The sequence below is a fragment of the Nocardia sp. CDC519 genome, assembly GCF_059509835.1.
On record NZ_CM183377.1, the window covers coordinates 5,499,823 to 5,520,888 of the forward strand.

At 68.4% G+C, this 21,066-nt stretch carries 15 protein-coding genes; 11 read left to right on the top strand and 4 right to left on the bottom strand.

Annotated features, from left to right (window positions below):
* Positions 1–14 precede the first annotated feature (14 nt).
* From AC5W7N_RS24880 to AC5W7N_RS24905, 6 genes are all read left to right on the top strand, one after another.
* On the top strand, positions 15–221 hold the full coding sequence (locus AC5W7N_RS24880; RefSeq protein WP_014350714.1) for a DUF8691 family protein: 207 nt from the start codon (positions 15–17) through the stop codon (positions 219–221).
* 11 nt (positions 222–232) lie between these two features.
* Positions 233–1,198 carry a DUF389 domain-containing protein gene (locus AC5W7N_RS24885; protein WP_163812367.1) on the top strand — a complete coding sequence of 322 codons (966 nt, stop codon included), beginning with the start codon at positions 233–235 and terminating at the stop codon, positions 1,196–1,198.
* A gap of 89 nt (positions 1,199–1,287) precedes the next feature.
* Complete coding sequence (locus tag AC5W7N_RS24890) at positions 1,288–1,701, top strand: DUF7144 family membrane protein (RefSeq protein ID WP_163812365.1); 414 nt, start codon at positions 1,288–1,290, stop codon at positions 1,699–1,701.
* 3 nt (positions 1,702–1,704) lie between these two features.
* A complete protein-coding gene (locus AC5W7N_RS24895) occupies positions 1,705–2,127 on the top strand; it encodes a DUF6325 family protein (RefSeq protein WP_163812363.1) in 423 nt (140 codons plus the stop codon).
* A 30-nt stretch (positions 2,128–2,157) separates the two neighbouring features.
* Positions 2,158–2,475, top strand: coding sequence for an SHOCT domain-containing protein (locus AC5W7N_RS24900; protein WP_194990056.1), 318 nt, complete (start codon positions 2,158–2,160; stop codon positions 2,473–2,475).
* A gap of 91 nt (positions 2,476–2,566) precedes the next feature.
* Entirely contained in the window at positions 2,567–3,784 is a 1,218-nt protein-coding gene (locus AC5W7N_RS24905; protein WP_495922288.1) for an AI-2E family transporter, read from the top strand.
* Here AC5W7N_RS24905 and AC5W7N_RS24910 read toward each other — a convergent pair.
* The 3 genes from AC5W7N_RS24910 to AC5W7N_RS24920 all read right to left on the bottom strand — a co-directional run bounded on the left by AC5W7N_RS24910 (position 3,781) and on the right by AC5W7N_RS24920 (position 6,629).
* Positions 3,781–5,493 carry a SulP family inorganic anion transporter gene (locus AC5W7N_RS24910; protein ID WP_495922289.1) on the bottom strand — a complete coding sequence of 571 codons (1,713 nt, stop codon included), beginning with the start codon at positions 5,491–5,493 and terminating at the stop codon, positions 3,781–3,783. The genes AC5W7N_RS24905 and AC5W7N_RS24910 overlap by 4 nt on opposite strands.
* Positions 5,490–6,149 (bottom strand): GAP family protein, encoded by a 660-nt coding sequence (locus tag AC5W7N_RS24915; RefSeq protein WP_194990054.1) that lies wholly within the window; start codon positions 6,147–6,149, stop codon positions 5,490–5,492. Before AC5W7N_RS24915 ends, AC5W7N_RS24910 begins: the two co-directional genes overlap by 4 nt.
* A gap of 69 nt (positions 6,150–6,218) precedes the next feature.
* Positions 6,219–6,629, bottom strand: coding sequence for a DUF7144 family membrane protein (locus AC5W7N_RS24920; RefSeq protein ID WP_163812354.1), 411 nt, complete (start codon positions 6,627–6,629; stop codon positions 6,219–6,221).
* 346 nt (positions 6,630–6,975) lie between these two features.
* On the opposite strand from AC5W7N_RS24920, the gene AC5W7N_RS24925 reads away from it, so the two are divergent.
* The gene (locus tag AC5W7N_RS24925; RefSeq protein ID WP_495924199.1) at positions 6,976–8,019 is read left to right on the top strand and encodes an alpha/beta hydrolase; all 1,044 of its coding nucleotides are present in this window, start codon (positions 6,976–6,978) and stop codon (positions 8,017–8,019) included.
* A gap of 132 nt (positions 8,020–8,151) precedes the next feature.
* On the opposite strand, the gene AC5W7N_RS24930 is transcribed toward AC5W7N_RS24925, so the two are convergent.
* Positions 8,152–10,365 (bottom strand): MMPL family transporter, encoded by a 2,214-nt coding sequence (locus AC5W7N_RS24930; RefSeq protein WP_495922291.1) that lies wholly within the window; start codon positions 10,363–10,365, stop codon positions 8,152–8,154.
* A 582-nt stretch (positions 10,366–10,947) separates the two neighbouring features.
* On the opposite strand from AC5W7N_RS24930, the gene AC5W7N_RS24935 reads away from it, so the two are divergent.
* Genes AC5W7N_RS24935 through AC5W7N_RS24950 form a run of 4 tightly spaced genes read left to right on the top strand, consistent with a single transcriptional unit; the run spans position 10,948 to position 20,976 of the window.
* Positions 10,948–17,415 carry a type I polyketide synthase gene (locus AC5W7N_RS24935; protein ID WP_495922293.1) on the top strand — a complete coding sequence of 2,156 codons (6,468 nt, stop codon included), beginning with the start codon at positions 10,948–10,950 and terminating at the stop codon, positions 17,413–17,415.
* Positions 17,416–17,432: 17 nt separating this feature from the next.
* A complete protein-coding gene (locus AC5W7N_RS24940; RefSeq protein WP_495922295.1) occupies positions 17,433–18,944 on the top strand; it encodes a condensation domain-containing protein in 1,512 nt (503 codons plus the stop codon).
* Positions 18,851–19,549, top strand: a complete 699-nt coding sequence (locus AC5W7N_RS24945; protein WP_163812345.1) for a hypothetical protein — start codon at positions 18,851–18,853, stop codon at positions 19,547–19,549. Before AC5W7N_RS24940 ends, AC5W7N_RS24945 begins: the two co-directional genes overlap by 94 nt.
* Before the next feature lie 2 nt (positions 19,550–19,551).
* Positions 19,552–20,976: an MFS transporter gene (locus AC5W7N_RS24950; protein WP_194991434.1), complete on the top strand. Its 1,425-nt coding sequence runs from the start codon at positions 19,552–19,554 to the stop codon at positions 20,974–20,976.
* Positions 20,977–21,066 lie beyond the last annotated feature (90 nt).

A 21,066-nucleotide genomic window follows, 5' to 3' on the forward strand; every position in this document is an offset into this window, starting at 1 on the left:
GAGGCCGCGCCCCGATGCCGATCCGCTACGAGTTCATCCTGGACGGGGAGCTGTCCGAACGCGCGCTGGCCGCCTTCCCCGAACTCACCCCAGGGCGACATCGACAGGGCACGACCGTGCTGTACGGGCCGCTGACCGGACCGACCGCGATGCGCACCATCCTCGCGCGCATCGACAACCTCGGGCTCACCCTGCTCGAGATGCGGCAATTACCCGATTGAAGGGAGCGGCCATGCATCTGCTGGTCCCCGCAGGTCAGCGGCGCACGCTCGACGAGCTCACCGATCGGCTCGATCTCGGCGTGGGCGAATCGGCGACGAAACGATCGGCATTCTGGATCATGCTCACGCTCTCGGGAATCATCGCCGCCTCCGGCGTGGTCGGCGATTCCACCGCGACCGTCATCGGGGCGATGATCGTCGCGCCGCTGTCGGTGCCGATCCTCGGGGTGGGACTCGGCATCGCCGCCGGACGCGGACCGCTGATCGCGCGCAGCCTGCTGCTGGTGCTGGCGGGCATCGTGCTGGTGGTCTTCGTCGGGTTCCTGTTCTCGCAGGTGCTGCCGAATCCCACGAATGTGCTGTCCAATTCGCAAGTGGTGGGCCGCACTTCGCCGAAGCTGATGGATCTGACCGCGGCATTGGCCACCGGACTGGTCGGCGTCATCGCCATCATCCGCCGCGACGTCGGCGACGTGCTGCCCGGCGTCGCGATCGCGATCTCGCTGGTGCCGCCGCTGGCCGTGGTCGGGGTGTGCCTCGGCTCCGACGCACCCGGTCTCGCGCTCGGCGCGTTCGTGCTGTTCGCCTCCAACATGGTCGCGATGATCATCACCGCGACCCTGGTGCTCGTCGCGACCGGATACGCCCGCGAAGCCGGCACCGCGGCGGTGCGCCGGGGCCGGGCGTACGCGGTGCTGGCAGCGGGACTGATCCTGGTGGCGGTGCCGATGGTGGTGAACTCCTTGTCGTCGCTGTGGGCCGACCAGATCGCCGACGCGGCCAGGTCCTGGCTGGCGGGAGTGCCCGGCGCCCAGGTCACCGACGTCAGCCTGCACAACGACGCGGCCACCATCCACGTGCTGGCGCGCGAACAGTTGCCTCCGGTCGAGGAGCTCGAGCGGACGGTGCGCGATCTGGTGCCATGGCATCCCGACGTCGTCATCGTGCACACCGTCGGCGGCCGCATCATCCGGTAGTGCCCGGGTTCATCCGTTTCGGGTGACGCGCCGACCGCCCGCGCTACGGCATACCTGTACTACGGCCGATCACCGAGAAAGGGCTGGCCATGACACACATGACCGAACCCGCGCGCAATCCGGTCCGCCAGGGCGTCGCCGCGGTCACCACGATCGCCGCCGCGCTGCTGCTGCTCGTCCTCGGCGTACTGTCCATCGTGGAGGGCGTCTCCGCGGTCGCCGACGACGAATTGTTCATCGAGGGACCGGAATACACCTACCGGTGGGACCTGACCACCTGGGGCTGGATCCACATCGTGCTCGGCGCGCTGATCGCCGTCACGGCACTGGCGCTGATGACCGGAGCCGTCTGGGCCCGCGTCGTCGCGGTGTTCCTCGCGGGCTTGTCCATCGTCGCGAACTTCCTGTGGATCCCGTACTACCCATGGTGGTCGCTGCTGCTCATCGCCTTGAACATCGTGGTCATCTGGGCGGTGTCCACCTGGCGCACCGGAACGGTATAGCCCATGTCGAACGCAGCTGAACTCGGACCGGTGGAAATGGTCGTGGTCTCGTTTCCCGGTACCAGGGTGGATACGACCGTGCGGGCCGAGCTGGCGGCGGTGGTCGACGCCGGCTACGTCACCGTGCTCGACCTCATCTACCTCGCGATGGATGAGGGCGGGGCGGTCCGCCAGATCGAGGTGGACGAATCGCTGGCCGAGACCGGACTCGACGGCCTCACCGTCGATCCGCGCGGCTTGGTCAGCGATGCCGATCTCGATGTCGTCCGGGATGCGATGGACCCGGGCACCTCGGCGGTGGTGATCGTGTACGAGCAGACGTGGGCGCGCACGCTGGCGGGCACAGTGCGCGGCGCGGGCGGTGAGGTCGCGCTGCATGTGCAGATTCCCCGCGATGCCGTCGACGCGGCGCTGTCGGTCCAGTAGCGGGTCATCGGTCGAAAGAGGAGGACGGCAATGGTTTTTCGTGGCGGACGGGTCGGGCGCCCGGGGTTGTTGGGAACTGTCGCGCGGACCGCGGTGATCTCCGGAACCGCACGGGCGACGGCCAACGCCGTGGATCGCCGTGCCCAACGGCGTGCGGCCGAAAGCCAGGCCTACGCCGCCCAACAGCAGGCACCACCACCGCCATCACCGCCGATGCCCGCACCCGCGCCCGCGGCCGGCGGGGGCGAGGACCTGGTGGCGAAACTTCAGCAGCTGGGTCAACTGCACGATTCCGGCGTGCTGTCCGACGACGAGTTCGCCGCGGCGAAGCGGCAATTGCTGGGTTGACTTCGCCGATTCGCCCGAACGGGACCGCATGCGCAGGAGGCCGAGCTGCGCGAGGTCGTCGCCAACTGAACGCGTGCCGAGGAGGTCGCCCATGGGAGCCGAGGGTTCGCCGGTGGCGGCTGGTGCGCCGTCCACGATGTGGTCGATTCCGCGTGGGCTGATCGTGTTGCTGGCCGTGGCCGGCGCGGTGGTCGCGGTCGCGGGGGCCAAGGTGTTCGCGGGGATCCTCGGCCCCGTCTTCCTCGCCCTGATGCTCACCATAGCGGTGCAGCCCGTGCAGGGGTGGGCGCGCAAGCGCGGCTGGCCGGCTTGGCTCGGCATGGTGGCCGCGGTGGTGGCGGTGGGCGCGATCATCGTCGGGCTGATCGGAGCGCTGATCGTCTCGGCGGCCCAGTTGGCCACCGAGTTACCGAAATACACCGACAACCTCGACGACCTGCTGGCCGGGGTACGGAATCTGCTGGCCGGCGCCGGGGTGGACCACGATCGGATCAACACGGCCACGAGCAGCGTCGATCTGGGCAAACTCGTCCGCTACATCGATGACGTGCTGGCCGGACTGCTCGGGGTGTTCTCCAACCTGTTCTTCGTGCTCGCCCTGCTGCTGTTCATGGCCGTCGACGGCATGACGATCGGCAAGCGGATGCGGCTGGTGCGGCGAGCGCGCCCCGATATCGCCTTCGCGCTGTCGCGTTTCGTGCACGGCACCCGCACCTACCTGCTCGTCTCCACGGTGTTCGGGTTGATCGTCGCCGTCCTCGATGGTGGCGCGCTGTGGTTGCTCGGTGTGCCGCTGCCGGTGCTGTGGGCGATCTTGTCGTTCATCACCAATTACATCCCCAATATCGGCTTCGTCATCGGGTTGATCCCGCCCGCGCTGCTGGCGCTGCTCGACGGCGGTCCGATGGCGATGGTGTGGGTGATCGTGGTCTACAGCGTCATCAATTTCGTGATCCAGTCGATCATCCAGCCCAAATTCGTCGGTGACGCGGTGGGTTTGAGCGTCACGGTGACCTTCCTATCGCTGGTGTTCTGGTCCTGGGTGCTCGGTGCGCTCGGTGCGCTGCTGGCGATCCCGTTGACGCTGCTGGTGAAGGCGCTGCTGCTCGACATCGACCCCTCGACCCGCTGGGTCGATGCGTTGATCGGCGGTGCCTCCGGCGACGACGAAGACGCGGTGCCCACCCCGGACGAGTCCGTGAAATCCGCTGCCGGCGGGCAAGCGCCACCTGCGGCCACGGCGCCGCCGAGCGAACCGGCTTCTCCCACACCGGATTCGGAGCGAGGCGAGCCGCCGTCGAACCGCTAACGCCGTTCGAGATCATCGACTGCCGCGCGCACCGTCGGATACACCGGCACCGGCTCGGAACCGGAAATCGAGCGCGCCAGCGCATCTCGGAACTGCCCGACATCGCGCGCCACCGCGAAATCGATACGTCGCCGCGCCAGCACGGTCCGCAGCTCCGCCAGCATCTGCGCGGCGCTGACGTCGATGACGGGCGAGGTCTCGGCGTCGAGTACGACGAGCTTGGTGCGATCGGTGCACTGCGCCTCGATGTGCTGTTTGACGTAATCGGCGTTGGCGAAGAACAACCCGGATTCCACACGCACCACCAGCACATCGGGCCTGCGCTCGAGCTCCGGATGACGTTCGGCGTCCACCCAGCGGGAGCCGTCCTTGGCCAAGGTCGCGATATGCGGTTGTGAGGTGCGATAGAGCAGCAGCAGCATCGACACTCCGATACCGATGACCAGGCCGGGGAGAGTGTCGAACAGCAGCACCCCGGCCATCGCCGCGATGGCGGCCAGGAAATCGGCGCGGGCGGCGTGACCGTAGATGCTGCCGAGCCGGGCGGTCCAGACCCGGTAGAGGCGGCGCAGCGCGGCGATATCGACGAGTTCGATGACGGCGGCGATCACCACACCGGCCAGCGTCGCTTCCGGTAGCTTCTCGAACAGCCCGGTCAGAAACAGCAGCGTCAGCACCACGAGTGCCGCCACGACGAGCCCGCTGAGCTGGGTCCTGGCGCCCGCGCTGCCGTTGACGGCGGTCTTGGACAGGCTGCCGTTGACCACCATGCCCGAGCTGAGCCCGGATCCGAGATTGGCCGCGCCGAGTCCGAACAGCTCGCGGTTCGCGTCGACCTCGTAACCGGCTTTGGCCGCATAGGTTTTCGCTGCGCCGAGCCCTTCGGCGAACCCGATCAGCAGCACCCCGACCGCGGGTCCGAGCAGGTCGATGAGGTCACTCGCGCCGACCCCGTCCGGCAGGCCGACCGACGGCAGTCCGGCGTCGATGTGCCCGACGATGGCCACCCCGTGCTCATCGAGCCCGAAGACGGTGACCGCGCCGATGCCGAGCAGCACCGCCAGCAGCGAGCCGGGCACCAGTGGCAGCCAGCGTTTGAGCCCCAGTACCACCGCGAGCGACAATGCGCCGATCAGCAGCGTGCGCCACTGGGTATCGCCGAGGTGCCGGATGACGCCCCACGCCTGCTCGAAGAAATTGCCGTGTTCTTTCTCGATGCCGAACAGGTTCGGCACCTGGCCGATGATGATCGTCAGCGCGAGCCCGACGATGAATCCCTTCAACACCGGTTCGGAGATGAAGGAGGCGATGAAGCCCAGCCGGATGAGCCCGGCGATCAACCCGACGATGCCGGTGGCGATGGCCAGCGCGGTCGACAACGCGACGAAGCGCGCGCCGTCACTGCCGGCCAGCGGCGCGATGATCGCCGCCGACAGCGCCGCTGTCGCCGACATCGGGCCGACCACCAGATGCCGGGAACTGCCCGCCAGCGCGTACAGCACCAGCGAGGGGACCGCGGCGTACAGCCCCACTACCGGCGGCACCCCGGCGATGGAGGCGTAGGCCAGGGCTTCGGGGACCAGCACCGCCCAGACCGTCAGCCCGGCGAGTACGTCCGGGCGCAGCCAGCCGCGCTGGTAGTGCTGCAACGAGAGGAACACCGGCCAGGTGCGGGCCGGTGCTCTCGTCTCGCTCGGGTCGGCCGTCACAATCCGCCGATGCCCTTCCCGAGCACCACCGCGCCCATGATCAGCAGCACGATGGCCATCACGATGTGGTTGTTGGCCTGGAGCCAGGCCTTCATGGTGTCGAGCCCGCCACGGAGCTTGTCGGCGGCCACCGCGTAGCCGATGACGGGCACCAGCACGGTCGAGCCCGCGAGAACGGTGAAGATCACGACCGCCAGGACAACGCCGCCGGCCGAGAGCCCGGCCGTTCCGATGACGACGCCAGCGGACAGGCACAGCAGCAGGTTCTTCGGGTTCACCGCCGACAGCAGCACGCCGAGCCCGACCGCTTTACCGAATCCGAACTCGTCGATGGCCTGCATCCAACCCGGTACGGCGGTATCGGCGCGATCGAGCCATTGCTTGGCGGCGAGCCCGATCAGCAGGACGCCCAGGACGATCTTGATCCAGGAGGCGGCCGCTGACGGTTGGTCGTCGGTGGAATCGCTCAGGCTGCCCGACAGCGCGACGACAATGCCGGTGACCACGACGATGCCGACCACCCAGCCGAGCCCGAATCCGGTACTGGTCTTGCCCGCGTTGGCGGACAACAGCATCAGAATGGCCGCGACGATCGGGATCGGTGAGATCGCCACACCGACGGCCAACGGCAGCAGATCTCCGATTACGGCACCCATACCGCCAACCTAGGGATCTGCTGCCGCCACCGCGTCACACGGCGAGGGTGAAATCGCGGTCCCCGCACGTCACATCCGATCGGGGTTCCAGGTGGTCACCGCCCAGATGACGACGATGTTCAGCGCGATGATCAGGATCGACCACAGCGGGTAGTAGGGCAGCCACAGGAAATTGGCGATGATCGACAGCGCCGCGATGGTGACCGCGGCGATGCGTCCCCAGGTGGTGCCCGACATCAGGCCGATCGCGCTGACCACCAGGACGATGCCGAGGATGATGTGGATCCAGCCCCAGGTGGTGGTATCGAATTCGTAGACATATTCGATGCCGACGACGAACAGCTGGTCCTCGGCGACCGCGGAGATGCCCTGGAGGATCGACAGCACACCAACGGTGAGCAGCAGAATCGATGCGCCGATGGAGGTCCCCGCCGCGAAGCCCTGCTTGACCGGAGAGTCGGTTTCAGTGGAGTGCGACATCGTTCATCCCTTCGTGGGGTGCGGATAGTGATCCGAATGTGCCCGATTCGATGCGTCTCCGCTTCACCCGTCGAGGGTGATGACCGGCCCGATCCGGCGCGCCGACGTCGACGACGAGACGCCGCCCCGGGCCCGTACTCGGATCGGGCCCCGTTGTCGCTGGTACCAGCGCCGCGTCGGCCCGTTTGGGTGTGGACCCAAACCTGGGTCGATCTGTCTCGGATCCCGGGGCGCCGGTCGTAGCCTCGGCCGCACGAAGGCCCATCCGAGACGATCGTGAGGTTCCCGAGTGGATGTCCGCACCGGCGGCCGGGACCGCCGCACCCGCCTGCGCGGCTCACCGCTGCTGGTGCTGACGCTCGCGCTGGCGCTCGGCGGATCGCAGGGCCAGGCGACGGGTGCCCCCGGCCCGCCCGCCGATCCGCCGTTCCCGGTGCGCGCGATGGACGCCGCCAGGCCAGCGGACAACGGCTCACGGCTGCTCACCGCGCAGCACGGTCCAGGGCGCGTCGTGGATCTGACGGTCCATTCCGCTGCGATGGGTAGGCCCATCACGGTCGAAGTGCTTCCGGCTGCCGATGCTTCGCGGCCCGCGCCGACGCTGTATCTGCTCAATGGCGTCGACGGCGGTGACGAGAACGGCGCGTGGACCGAGAGCAAGAATTGGTTCACCACCACCGACGCCGTGGAGTTCTTCGCCGGCAAGCAGGTCAACGTGGTGATGCCGGTCGGCGGTAGCGCCAGCTTCTACACCGATTGGCGCGCCGACGATCCCCGGCTCGGACGCAACCGCTGGACGACCTTCCTCACCGAAGAGCTGCCGCCGGTGATCGACTCCGCGTTCACGACCACCGGCGTCAATGCGGTGGCGGGCTTGTCGATGGCCGCCGCCGCGGTCTTCCAGCTGGCGATCGAAGCCCCGAAGAAGTTCCGCGCCATCGCCTCCTACAGCGGCTGTGTCCGCACCAGCGACCCGCGCGGCCGGGCGCTGGTCACCGCCGTCGTGCTGGGCAAGCAGGGCGATCCCGCCAATATGTGGGGGCCGCCGTCGGACCCGCTGTGGGCGGCCAACGATCCCTACCTACGCGCCGAAGAGCTGCGCGGCACCGCCATCTACGTCGCCACCGGCACCGGCCGGCCGGGCCCGCTGGATGCCCTCGACAGTCCGGGAATCCACGGCGACCCGGTGAAACTCGCCGATCAGATCGCGCTCGGCGGCATGCTGGACGCGGTCGCCCATACCTGCACCGAGCAGTTGCGTGACCGGCTGCGCGACTTGAACATCTCGGCCACCGTCGACCTCCGGCCCAGCGGCACCCACTCCTGGGGCTACTGGCAGCAGGACCTGCACAATTCGTGGCCGATGATCGAGGCCGCGATCACCGAGTGAGGGCACCTCGCTCGACGGGGATGGCCCCGGGAAGGCGGGAGAGCTGGTCGGCGGCCGGATTCGGAGATCGGCCTGCCCGGCGTACGCGCGATGGCTGTAGTCGACGATCGCCTGTGCGGGGAAGGCGGTCGCTCAGCGCAGTCCACCCGCTGCCGGCGCCGGATCCGCGTCACCGGATGACGTGACCGCCGGTTCCTTTTCGACCACGACCGCGCGCGGCACCCGCCGCATCCACGCCGGGGCCCACCAGCACGCCTCGCCGAGCAGTTTCATGCTCGCGGGCACCAGCAGCACGCGCAGCACCGTGGCGTCGATGAGCAGCGCTGTCACCATCCCGAAGGCGATGTACTGCATCATCACCAGCTCCGAGAGCGCGAACGCGCCGGTGACCACCAGCAGGATCAGGGCAGCGGCGGTGATGATCCGCCCGGTATGGGCGACGCCCGCGCGGATCGCATCCGTGGTGGACAGGCCCGCCGCCCGTGCTTCGACGATGCGGGAGAGCAGGAATATCTCGTAGTCGGTGGACAGCCCATAGATCACCGACACGATCACCACCAGCACCAGCGCCATGATCGGCTGCGGTGTGAAACCGAGGAGATCCGCGCCGTGGCCGTCAACGAACACCCAGGTCAGCACCCCGAGGGTGGCGCCGAGACCGAGCAGGTTCAGGGCGGCGGCCTTCACCGGAAGCACCAGCGACCCGAAGGTCAGCGCCATCAGGACGGTGGTGGCGAGGAAGACCAGCGCGATCATGTACGGCATGCGCGCGACCAGCGCGTCGATGCTGTCCTTCTCGATCGCGGGCTGACCGCCGACGAGCAGCGTGGTGCCCGCCGGTAGCGGCATGGAGCGCAGATAGTCGATGGTTTCCCCGGCCTCGCCGGAGGCGCCGAGCACGGTCTGCGTGGCGAACACATTCGGCTGGGCCGGGCGCTGCATCAACGCGGGGAACGGCGCAGCCAGGCCGGGCGCCTGATTGGCGCGGGCCAGGACCGTCTCGCCCGCACCGGTATCGAAGGTGACGACAACCAGGTCTATCGGGTCGATCTGGCGCAGCGGGAACAACTCGTCGAAGTGCTGCTGGGCCAGCCGGGTGGGATGCTCCGGCGGCAGGAACCGCTCGTTGATCGATCCGAAGGCGAGGTTGCGCATCGGCAGGATCACCAGCAGCAACCCGAGACAGACCACGAATCCCACCGCCAGCGGCCGCTTCATGACCCGGCCCGCGATGCGGCCCCACACATTGTCGGGCTCCTGGTTCGGGGCGCTGGTGCGGCGGAACCAGGCGACGCCGAACCGATCCACCCGGCGCCCGAGCACCGCCAGCAGGGCGGGCAACACCGTGATCGAGGTGAGCGCTGCCAGTGAGATGGTGATGATGGCACCGTAGGCGAAGGATTTCAGGAATCCCTGCGGGAAGACCAGGATGGCGCCCGCCGCGACGACCACGATGGTGGCCGAGAACAGCACGGTGCGACCCGCGGTCGACACCGAGCGGCGCACGGCGTCGTCCACCTCGCGGCCGTCGGCCAGCTCTTCCCGGAACCGGCTGAGCACGAACAGCCCGTAGTCGATGGCCAGCCCGAGCCCGACCATCGAAACCACCGGGGAGACGAACGAATTCACCTCGGTCACCGTGGTGAGCAGCCGCAGCAGACCCCAGGCGCCCAGCACGGTGAGCCCGCCGACGATCAGCGGCAGCGCCGCGGCCACCACCCCACCGAACAGGAAGAACAGCAGCACCGCCACCGCGGGGATGGCGAACAGCTCCATTCGCCGCTGATCATCGGCCATGGTGTCGTTCAACGCGCCGGCCACGGCCTGTCCACCCGCGACTTCCATATCGACGCCCGGCAGGGTGAGAGCAGGGGCGACGGCGCGGAAGTTGCGCATCTGCGCGGTGTCGTCGGTGCCGCTGATCGCCACCGACGCGAAGGCGTGCCGTCGGTCGTCGGTGCCGAAGATATCGGGCATGGCCACGCCGGTGTCGGTCGGCCAGAAGGCGCCGTTGACGCGCTCGATCTGCTCGGGGAACCGTTGCGGCAGTGCGTTCAGCCACGCCACGATCGGGTCGGCGAACGCCGGGTCATCGATGGCCGTGCCCTCGGGAGCGTGGAACAGCAGCAGCACATCGGCGCTGTGGTCGGTGCCGAACACCTCATCGCGCAATTGCGCCGCGCGCACCGACTCCGAGCCCGGATCATCCCAGCCGCTGGAACTGAGCTGCCCGCCCAGCCCGAGCCCGTACCAGCCGAGGGCCAGCAGTCCGGCCACCATCACCCCGATGACGGTGAAACGCCGCCGCACCACCACATCGGCCCACTGTGTCAATTCGGCGAACAATTGCCGCCTCCCATTTTCATTGCACGGTTCGGCCCGGTCTGCTGCTACGCGGCGCCGACTCCGCCGGGCATCATCGGACAAGGCGGGACGAAAATGTACTCACGAATTCACCACCGGTAGCGATGAATAATCGCGGATGCCGGCTGTATGCATGAGGATCGACGCGACGATACAACTTCGCCGCAGCGCTCCGGGTGGAACGGTGCCGATTTCCGTGGCGTCACAAGAGCGAGTCGTAATCGTTTGTGACGCATGTGTATCGGTGCGCCGTGCGTCGTCAAGGGGCGTGCGCTTGCGGCTTTGTCCGGTGTGGAATGCGGTGGTGAACTGCGGATTCACGACTCTCGCCGGTCGTCGGAGCCGGTCGCCTTCCGGTGCGCCGGGTGGCGGACTGGTGTGCGATCACAAGCCGCACCGGTACGCGCCAGTGGAGTTCCCCAACCTCGGTCGAATCGTTTCCATATCGTTTCGTTCGGTCATAGTTTGGGCCCCATCGGTCGACTGCGTAGGGCCGCATGAGACGAGTGTGATCGCCGAGAAAAGGTTGCGGTGATCGCCGCTACCGAGACACCGGAGGAATGTGTGTCCGATATTGCCATCGTGGGTATTGGTTGTCGGTTCGCGGGTGGAATCGACTCACCGGAGACCTTCTGGGATTTCGTGATCGACAAGCGGGACGGCGTCGTCGACATGCCCGCCGACCGCTGGGACTACCGCCGCTACTACGACCCGGAGCCGCGCACACCTGGCCGCTCCTACACCAAGCGCGGCGCCTTCATGACCATCGATCCGTGGGAGTTCGACCCCGACTTCTTCGGCATCTCACCGCGTGAGGCGACGGTGCTCGACCCGCAGCAGCGACTGATGCTCGAGGTCACCTGGGAAGCGCTCGATGACGCCGGGTACGCCGGACGCGCAGCCGGCTCGTCGGTCGGCGTGTACGTCGGCGGGTTCGTGGTGGACCAGTCGGTGATCGGCGTGGTCGGTCCCGCGCTGTTCCACACCGATATGCACACCCCCGCCAGCGCGTCCTACACCATGCTGTCGAACCGGATCGCCTACGCGCTCAATCTCGTCGGCCCGGCGATCACCGTCGACACCGCCTGCTCGTCGTCGCTGGTCGCGTTCCATCTGGCCTGCCAGGCACTCGACAACGACGACTGCGAAGTGGCGCTGGCGGGCGGGGTGAACGTCATGTTGCAGCCGGAGACGTTCGTCCTGATGTGCAAGGGCGGCTTCCTCGCCGCCGACGGCCGCTGCAAATCCTTCGACGCCTCCGCCGACGGATACGGTCGCGGCGAGGGTGCGGGCATGGTGGTGCTGAAGAAGCTCGACGCCGCCGAGCGCGACGGCGACCGGATCTATGCCGTGGTCAAGGCCACCGGATCGAATCAGGACGGGCGCACCACCGCGATCACGGTGCCCAATGTCGATTCGCAAGAGGCGCTGGCGCGTTCGGTGTGCGAGCGTTCGGGCCTGGCCCCGGAATCCATCACCTACCTCGAAGCACACGGCACCGGCACGCTGGTCGGCGACCCGGTCGAATTGCGGGCCCTCGGCCAGGTATTCGGTGCGGCGACCGGGCGTGACGGCACTGTCGGCGTCGGCTCGGTGAAGGCGACCATCGGGCACACCGAGGCCGCCGCGGGCGTGGCCAGCGTCATCAAGGCGGCACTGGCCATCAAGCATCGCACGCTGCCGCCGCAGGGCTGGCTGGAGAAACAGAACCCCGACATCCCGTTCGACGAGCTGGGCCTGCACGTGCAGACCGAGGCACAACCGCTGCCCGCCGACGCGCCGCCGATGTCGGTGGCGGTCAACGGCTTCGGCTACGGCGGGACCAACGCCCACGCCATCTTGCAGGAGTACCGGGGCGCATCCCGGCAGCCTGCCGAGACCAGGACGAGCTGGACCCACCTGGGCATCCTGCCCATCTCCGCGCGCAGCACCGCCGCCGCCCGGACGCTGGCCGGACGTTTCGCCGACCTGCTCAGCGCCGGCGCCGACCCCGAGCACCTCGCCGAAGCGGCGTGGACGCGGATGGCGCAGCACCCGTACCGCACCGGTGTGCTGCTCGGCGACTCCACCGACGAGCTGATCCACGACCTGCGCGCCTACGCCGGCGGCGAAGGCCGCGACGCCTCCAAGACCATCATTTCCCGCGCCGCCGAACCGGTGTTCGTGTTCTCCGGCATGGGCCCGCAGCACTGGAAGATGGGCCGGGAACTGCTCGCCGACGGCGGCGCGTTCGCCGCGGCCGCCGCGGAGGTCGACGCCGAGTTCCGGGCCGTCGCGGGCTGGTCGATCATCGAGGAGCTGCGCAAACCCGAGGACGAGTCGCGGGTCACCCGCACCGAGGTGGCGCAGCCGGCCAACTTCCTGGTGCAGGTCGGACTCGTGCGTGAGCTGGCGCAGTACGGGATCGAGCCCGCCGCGATCGTCGGCCACAGCGTCGGCGAGGTGTCGGCGGCCTACATCAGCGGGATGCTGTCACTGCCGGACGCGGTGCGCGTGGCCTACCACCGGGCCCGGTTGCAGGCGACCACCGCGGGCACCGGCGGCATGCTCGCGGTCGGTCTGAGCCAGGAGCAGGCAGTCGAACTCATCGGCGGCGATCCGCGCATCGATATCGCAGCCATCAACAGCCCCACCGCACTCACCCTCTCCGGTGAGGTGCAGAGGTTGGACGAGCTGGCCGAAAAGCTCACCGAGGAGGGTGTTTTCGCGCGGCGCCTGCGCGTCGAAGTGCCCTATCACAGCAAGCTGATGGAGCCGATCGAAGCCGAACTGCGTGAGGTGCTCGCCGGGCTGGACCCGCGTGCGCCCAGGGTGCCGCTGTACTCGACGGTCACCGGCGCACAGGTCACCGAGGGCGACTGGAACGCCGAGTACTGGTGGTCGAATGTGCGTCAGCCGGTGCGCTTCTACGACGCCATCAGCGCGCTGACCGCCGCGGGCAGCCGCGTGTTCCTCGAAGTCGGCCCGCATCCGGTGCTGTCGGGCAATATTCGCGAGGCGATGCTCAGCGCCGACGTCAACGGCACCACCGTGGCGACCCTCGATCGCGAGCAGCCCGATGCGGTGAGCCTGCGCCGCACCCTGATCGGCCTGCACGCCGCCGGTGTGCTCGACCGCGACCAGCTGTTCCCGCCCGATCGCCCGGCCACTCCGCATCTGCCGCTGCCGCGCTACCCGTGGCAGCGCACCCGGCTGCATTCGGCGCTGCCACTGTTCGAACAGGCCCGCCTCGGCACCCCCGATTCCTATGCCATGCTGGGCGATCCGGACGTCGAGGGCCGCCCCGAATGGTTGTTGCAGGTGGGGACCGAAGTGCTGCCGTGGCTGTCGGATCACGTGGTCAACGGCATCAAGATCATGCCAGGTGCGGCCTACCTGGACGCGGCGCTCAGTGCCACCGCGTCCAGGATCGGCGCGAAACAGGTCGCCTTGGAAGGGGTGCGGTTCATCGCGCCGCTGATCATGGGCGCACCGGACGTGCCGCTGGTCGCGTTGAGTGTGGAGGAGGCCAGTGGCCGCTTCCTGATCCGGTCGCGCAGCGCCACCGGTACCGCATGGACGGTGCACGCCTCCGGGCGGACGTTGACCGGCAGCCATGAGCAGACCGTGGTCCGGGTGCCGTCCATCGAGGTCGGCGTGGATGTGGACCCGGCGATGTTCTACTCCGGTCTGGCCGCGGCGGGCCTGCAGTACGGTCCGTCGTTCCAGCGGGTGACGTCGGTGCGGGTCGGCCGCGACGCGGTGGTGGCCACCGTCGACGGCTCGATCGCCGCCGATTCCGGGCACCTCGCCCACCCCGCCGTCGTCGACGCCGCCATGCAGTGCGCCGCCCTGTTGTTCGCCGATGAACGCATCAACGAGGGCGTGATGGTGCCCGTCGGTGTGGCGGCCGTTCGCCTGCTGGCCGATCTGCCGGACGAGATCACCGTCGTCGTCCGGCGGGACCCGTCGGCCCGGCTGCGCGCCGACGTGGATCTGCTCGACTCCGATCACCTGCTGGTCGCCAGGCTGACGGGCCTGCAGATCGGTGCGCTCAAACCCGGTGACAGCCCGATGCACCGGATGGCCGACTTCTACTACAGCGACACCATGGAACAGCGGGACCCGATCGACCCGGCCGCGCTGGCCGAGGCCGGAACGGTGTCCACCGTCATCGTGCAACTCGGTGCGGGCAGCCGTGCGGGCGAACTCGCGGCCGCGCTGCCCGGTTCACGGCTCTACGTCGCCGATCCGGCCGCGGATTCGCTCGACGCCGACCTGGTCGCGAACCTGGCGGCCGCCAGGGCCGACGGCACCGATCGACTGCATGTCTGCCTCGTCGCAGGCACGGTCGACGACGATATGACCGCCCTGTGGACGTTGAAGCGTCTCGCGGTCGCGGTGGACGAATTCGCCAACCCACCCGTCGAGGGCGCCGATACTCCGCAATCGGTCTTCGGTGACGGCGTCGTCCACTGCACCCTGGTCACCGAGGGCGCGTTCACCCTGCCCGACAGCCAGGTTCCGCCGAATCCGCATCAGGCCGCGCTGGCCGGTGCCCGGCGCGTGCTGCTCAACGAGCAGACCCCGCTGCGGTGGCGGCTCGTCGACATCGAGCCTGGGACCGCGATTGCCGACCTGGTCGCCGAACTGGCCGTGCCGGGCGCTTTCTCGCACGACAACTGTGACGAGGTGCTGTTGCGCGATGGCACACGCTGGGCGCCGGTGGTCACCAAGCCGCTGCCCGACCGGCTCGAGGAACTCGATGCGACGACACCGCTGACCGATCCGGAGGCGAACTTCGCACTCGACATCCCACGCAACCGGCTGCTGTCGGCGCTGGCCTGGCGAGAATGCCCGCGCACGGCACCGGGCGCCGGTCAGATCGAGGTCCGTATGCGGGTCATCGGCTTGAACTACAAGGACCCGCTCAAGATCATCGGGCTGCTCGGTGAACGCGAGCTGGCGCCGACCTACTTCGGCACCGTGCCGGGTATGGAAGGCGTCGGGACCGTGGTGCGCGTCGGCGACGGCGTCGATGACGTCGCGGTCGGTGACCTGGTGGCGGTGGCCTCCAAGGGCATGATGCGCCGGTACGCCGTGGTGGACCGGCAGCTCGCGGTCGTGCTGCCCGCCGACACCGATCCCGCCCACTGCACCAGCACCATCGCCTTCGGCACCGCCGAATACGCGCTGCTGGATCTGGCGAGGCTGGAGCCGGGGGAGACGGTGCTGATCCACGGCGCGGCCGGCGGCGTCGGCACCGCCGCCATCCAGGTGGCGAAGGCACGCGGAGCCCGCATCATCGGCACCGCGAGCACCGACGAACGCCGTGCCCATGTGCTCGCCCTCGGCGCCGATTACGCGGTGAATTCGCGCTCGCTCAACTTCGTCGACGATGTGCTGGCCTTGACCAATGGCGTGGGTGCCGATGTGATCGTCAGCAGTGCGCCGGGGGAGATCCTGCGGCAGAACTTCAATGCCGCCGCGGAGTTCGGCCGGATCGTCGAGGTCGGTAAGGCCGACATCTATACCGGCGGGCTGCTGGAGCTGGCCAACTTCGACAAGAACCTCGCCTACTACTCGATGGACCTGGACCGGCTGGTGGCGGTGCAGCCGCAGCGGCTGGCCCGGCTGCTGGAGCGGGTGTTCGAGAAGGTCACCGACGGCACCTACACTCCGCTGCCGTACCAGCTGTACGAAACCGAAGAGGTGAGCAAGGCGTTCGAAGAGACGTTGCGCTCGTCGCGGCCGGCCCGGATCGCCCTGCGGATGGATTCACCCGAACCGCCGGTGCGGCCCTACCTGCCCGAGGTCGAGATCAGCGACACCGCGAACTACCTCGTCACCGGCGGTTTCGGTGGGTTCGGCTTGGCGATCGGCCGCTGGCTGGCGCTGCGCGGTGCGCGCAGACTGGTGCTGCTCGGCCGGCGCGGCCCGGCCACCGAGGAGGCGCGTCAGCAGCTCGAGGCGTGGCGCACCGTCGGCATCGAGGTGATCGAGGAACTCGCCGACGTCACCGATGCCGATGCGATCGCCGCGGTGATCGCCCGCAACCACAGCGCCGAGCATCCGTTGCGCGGGGTGTTCCACGCCGCGGGCGCGGTGGCCGACAACCGCATCTCGAAGATGGAATACGAACAGCTGGACCGGGTGTACCGGCCGAAGGTGCACGGTGCGCAGGTGGTGCACCGGGCCGTCGCCGACGCCGGGATCACCCTCGACATGTTCGTGCTCTGCTCCTCGGGCGGCTCGATGTACGGCATCTACGGCCAGTACAACTACTGCGCGGCCAACGTCGCGGTGGAATCGCTGGCCGAGAAGTGGTCGCGGGCCGGTGAGCGGGCGCTGTGCATCGGATGGGGCCACCTCTCCGGCGCCACCGGCGGCATGGCCTCCGACGAAACCGCCGAAAAATACCTCGACCTGGTCGGTTTCGGCCCGATCGACATGGCCGACGCCACCGCCTACATGGAGCAGACCCTGCGGCTCGGGGTGTCGCGTGCGGCGATCATCCCGACCGACTGGGCCAAACTGACCGGCACCTTCCCCCAGTTGACCCGCACCGGGCGCACCATCGCGCTGGCCAAGGCTTCCGCCAAGGACACCTCGGAATTGGCGCGGCTGCGCGAGGAACTGGCCGCCATGGAGGAGACCAAACGGGGCACCTACATCGCCCGCAAGATGGCCGAGGAACTGGCCGTGGTCATGGGCGTGCCGGTGGAGTCGATCGACATGACGGTCCCGGTGCCGGAGCTCGGTCTCGACTCGCTGATGGCGGTCGAATTGGGCGCTCGCGTCACCAAGACGCTCGGGATCGATCTGATGTCGTTGCAGATGGGTCGCTCGTTCAGCTTGGAACAGGCCGGTCCGAAGGTGGCGGAACTGATCCTCGCCCACGACGCCGGGCAGACGCAGCCGGTGCCGGAAGCGCCGGTGGTGGTCGCCGCCGCGGCGAACGGCCACAGCGACGCGGGTGCCGCGCACCCGAACGGGAACGGTTCCGCGGCGAGCGACCTCGTCGACGAATCGTCCATGGCCGTGGCCCGGTAGGGAACGAGGACACCGACATGGTCGATTTCGGTCTCATCGATGAGTGGGAGCCGGCGCCCGGCCGCCTCATCACCTGGGTCGCCTCGCCGCGCTCGCTCGAACGTGCGCACCAGGCGCCGGAACATCCGGCGCCGCCGTCACTGCAACAGGAACAGTATCTGCGGCTGGCCGACCGGCACGTGCACGCCGAATTCCGGTTTTCCGGGCTGTGCCTGGTCACCGCGGAAATCCCGATCGGCGATCTGGACCGGGACGCGATGACCCGGGTGATCCATCAGTTCCTGTTGCGCCACGACACCTTCCGCACCTGGTTCGCCATCGAACCGGGTGGGGTGGTGCGGCGGCATCTGGTACCCGAGGACGCGGTCGAGTTCGTACCCATCGATTACGGCATGATCGACGACTCGGAATCGATTCGCACCCACGTGGAGAAGACCACACCGGGTCCGTTCCAATGGGATTGCTTCACCTTCGGTGCGATCGAACACGGCGAATCGACCACGGTGTACCTCGCCGTCGACCACCTGCACACCGACGGGTTGGGGCAGTACCTGTCCGCGTCCGATTTCGCACAGCTGTACGCGGCGCAGATGTGGGGCGAGGCGGAGCCGTTACCGCCGGCGGCGAGCTACCTGGACTACTGCCTGGCCGAGCGCGCGCACAGCGACCGGTTGACGTTGTCGTCGCCGGGAGTGCGCAAATGGCTGGAGCTGTTGCGGGGCAACGATAATCGGCTGCCGTCGTTTCCGCTGGATCTCGGCAAGCGGTCCGACGGATACAACCGCAGCGCGCACCGCAGCATTCTGCTGTTGGACGAGGACGACGCCGCCAGGTTCGAGCAGGTATGCCGCGCGCACGACGCCGAATTCGTCGGCGGCGCGTTCGCGGCCGCCGCGCTGGCCGAACGAGAACTCACCGATTCCGATTACTACTTCGGCATGACGCCGATCAGTACCAGGACATCGGCGGCCGAAGGTAACTCGGTGGGCTGGTACGTGACCCTCGTGCCCGTCGCGGTTCCCACTCGGGCCGAGCACCCCCCACACCCGGGCGCTGACCATCGCCCAGCGCGCCTACGAGAACGGGCTCCGGCTGGCGCCCACGTCCTTTCACCGCGTGCTGGAACTGCTGCCCGCCGATTCCGAGATCAAGGCCGAACCGGGCTGGGTCACCCCGATGATCTCGTTCATCGACGCACGGGATTTCACCGGGCACGAGTTCTTCGACGAGATCACCGCGGGCGTGTACGCCAACCGCGCTGCCTCCGAGGAAGTGCTCATCTGGATCAACCGGCTGCCGACGGGGACGTGGTTGAGCGTCATCTATCCAGGCACCGAGGTCGCGCACGCTTCGGTGGAACGCTACGTCGCCGCCATGAAATCGGTGTTCGTGGCCATCACCGCGACCGCGGAACCCCGCTGACCCAGGAGGATATGTGCCCACCGTGTTCCGGGATCCGTGGATTCCCGACGGCGAGAAATCGGTGTATTCGGTCCGGCCCGCCGATCAGCCACAGGGCTTCGAGATGACCAACCTCATCGTGCGGGAGCCCGGCGGGTACCTCTCGACGGTCGAGGCCCGCCTCGGCGGGGCGGGGCGCGGTGGCAGCGATCTGTCGATGACGATCGAGCAGCGGTTCAAACGCGCGGGCGAGCGGTTGCGGGCCGAGCACTACCGAGCCGAAACCCGGTCCGGCAGCACGGTGGTCTCGCGGGAAGAAGCGAACTTCCTGCACACCACGCATCTGCAATTCGGTGCGGGACCGGCGCCGTTTCCGCTGAACATCATGCCGATCGCGGGCGGGTTGACGCTGCTGCGCGGTCTCGAATTCGCCGAGGGGCATATCGAGCAGATCGACGTCTGGCTGGCCTTCTCCGTGCATTGGCCGTTGCTCGCCAAGATCGAAAAGCGCATGACCGTCGAGGTGCCCGCGGGCAGCGTGCCATGCTGGCAGGTACGGCTGCGGCCCGGGTTCGCGCAGGTGAACATGCTGCTGGACAAGGTGATCGGCGGCATCCTGCCGCCGTTCATCGCCCATTTCGAGGAAGCGGCGCCGCATCGGCTGGTGCGGATGAGCTTCCCCACCCAGCTGGCGCTGTCGGGGCAGCGCGCGATCATGGAGCTCACCGCGTGACGATGGTGCCGGATCTGGCGACGCTGCGGGAGAAGGTCAGCGGCGAACTGCCGGCCTGGCTGGCCTTCGCCGGCTGCCTGATCGCGGTGTTCATGCAGATGATCGACGTGACGATCGTCAACACCGCGCTGCCCGAGCTGACCGCCGATCTGGGCGCCTCCCGGTCGGCACAGCTGCTGGTGATCTCGGGGTATTCGCTGGCCTTCGCGTGCACGCTGCTCACCGCCGCCCGGATCGGCGCCATGGTGGGCAGGCGGGTGATGTTCCTGGCCTCGGTGGTCGCCTTCACCGCCGCATCGCTGTGGTGTGGGCTGGCGACCGGTGCGACGGAGTTGGTGCTCGCCCGCGTCATCCAGGGCGCGGCGGGCGCGGGGATGGCGGCACAGACCATTGCGATTCTGACCGCGAGCTTTCCACGCGAACGTCATCCACTGGTCTTCGCGCTCTATGGCGGCGTCGCTGGTTTCGCCGGAATGCTCGGCCCGATCGTCGGTGGTGCGCTGATCACCCTCGATATCGGTGGCTGGGGGTGGCGGTCGGTGTTCCTGATCAACCTGCCGATCGGCGTTCTCGCCTTCGTGCTGGGCTGGCGGTACCTGCGGATGGGCCGGCCGGAGGGCCGCGACCGGCTCGATCTCGGCGGTGTGGTGCTGTCGACGGCCGGCTTGTTCGCGCTGATCTTCGCCCTCGCCCAGATCCAGGAGCACGGCTGGAACCCGGAGCTGATCGCGGTGGGTGCGGCCGGGCTCGCCCTCGCAGCGGTATTCCTCGCCCATCAACGCAGGCAGGCGGTGCGCGGCGCGAGCAGGCTGGTTCGCCTCGAGCTCTTCGACGACCGAGGCTTCCGCATCGGCTCGATCCTGGTGTGCGCCTTCTTCGGCCTGTTCACCGCCTTCGTCTTCGCCGCCTCCATCACCATGCAGGATGTGCTCGGCTATTCGCCGTGGCGCACCGGCCTGGTGATGAGCCTGTTCGCCCTCGGCGCGGGCGCCGGTGCGATCGGCTCGCTGATCCTGGTGCAGCGCTGGGGGATCCGCGTTCTCGCCGCAGGCATCGCCCTGTTCGGCGGCTGCATGGCCGCGGGTGCGATCTACCTCCACCTCAGCGGGGGCGAGATCAACGCGCTGCTCTGGGCCGGGCCGGTGTTCGCCTCGGGGTTCGGCGTCGGCGTTTTCGGCGTGCAACTGCAACCGATCATGCTGTCCGGTTTGGACGCCGACCGGATGGCGGAAGCTTCCGGTGTGCTGCCCACCATCGAACAGATCGGCAACGCCGTCGGTCTCGCGGTGCTGACCACACTGTTCTTCGGTTCGCACACCGTCGCCGGCACCATCACGATGATGGCGGCTATCGCGGTGGTGGCCATGGGTATCGGATTGCTGACACTCGCCATGCCGGAGCCCGGGGACCGCAGGGAGACCGAGTGAGTGCCGGTCCCCGAGTGTCGTAACCCGCTCAGGCGTCGACCGGGCTGTTCTCGCGGCTGTCAACCCCGAAATTCGCACCCTGGATGTCGC

Excerpts from the sequence above, each read along its gene's own strand:
- AC5W7N_RS24880 (WP_014350714.1), top strand. The coding sequence starts at position 15 with ATGCCGATCCGCTACGAGTTCATCCTGGACGGGGAGCTGTCCGAACGC.
- AC5W7N_RS24885 (WP_163812367.1), top strand. The coding sequence starts at position 233 with ATGCATCTGCTGGTCCCCGCAGGTCAGCGGCGCACGCTCGACGAGCTC.
- AC5W7N_RS24890 (WP_163812365.1), top strand. The coding sequence starts at position 1,288 with ATGACACACATGACCGAACCCGCGCGCAATCCGGTCCGCCAGGGCGTC.
- AC5W7N_RS24895 (WP_163812363.1), top strand. The coding sequence starts at position 1,705 with ATGTCGAACGCAGCTGAACTCGGACCGGTGGAAATGGTCGTGGTCTCG.
- AC5W7N_RS24900 (WP_194990056.1), top strand. The coding sequence starts at position 2,158 with ATGGTTTTTCGTGGCGGACGGGTCGGGCGCCCGGGGTTGTTGGGAACT.
- AC5W7N_RS24905 (WP_495922288.1), top strand. The coding sequence starts at position 2,567 with ATGGGAGCCGAGGGTTCGCCGGTGGCGGCTGGTGCGCCGTCCACGATG.
- AC5W7N_RS24915 (WP_194990054.1), bottom strand. The coding sequence starts at position 6,149 with ATGGGTGCCGTAATCGGAGATCTGCTGCCGTTGGCCGTCGGTGTGGCG.
- AC5W7N_RS24920 (WP_163812354.1), bottom strand. The coding sequence starts at position 6,629 with ATGTCGCACTCCACTGAAACCGACTCTCCGGTCAAGCAGGGCTTCGCG.
- AC5W7N_RS24940 (WP_495922295.1), top strand. The coding sequence starts at position 17,433 with ATGGTCGATTTCGGTCTCATCGATGAGTGGGAGCCGGCGCCCGGCCGC.
- AC5W7N_RS24950 (WP_194991434.1), top strand. The coding sequence starts at position 19,552 with ATGGTGCCGGATCTGGCGACGCTGCGGGAGAAGGTCAGCGGCGAACTG.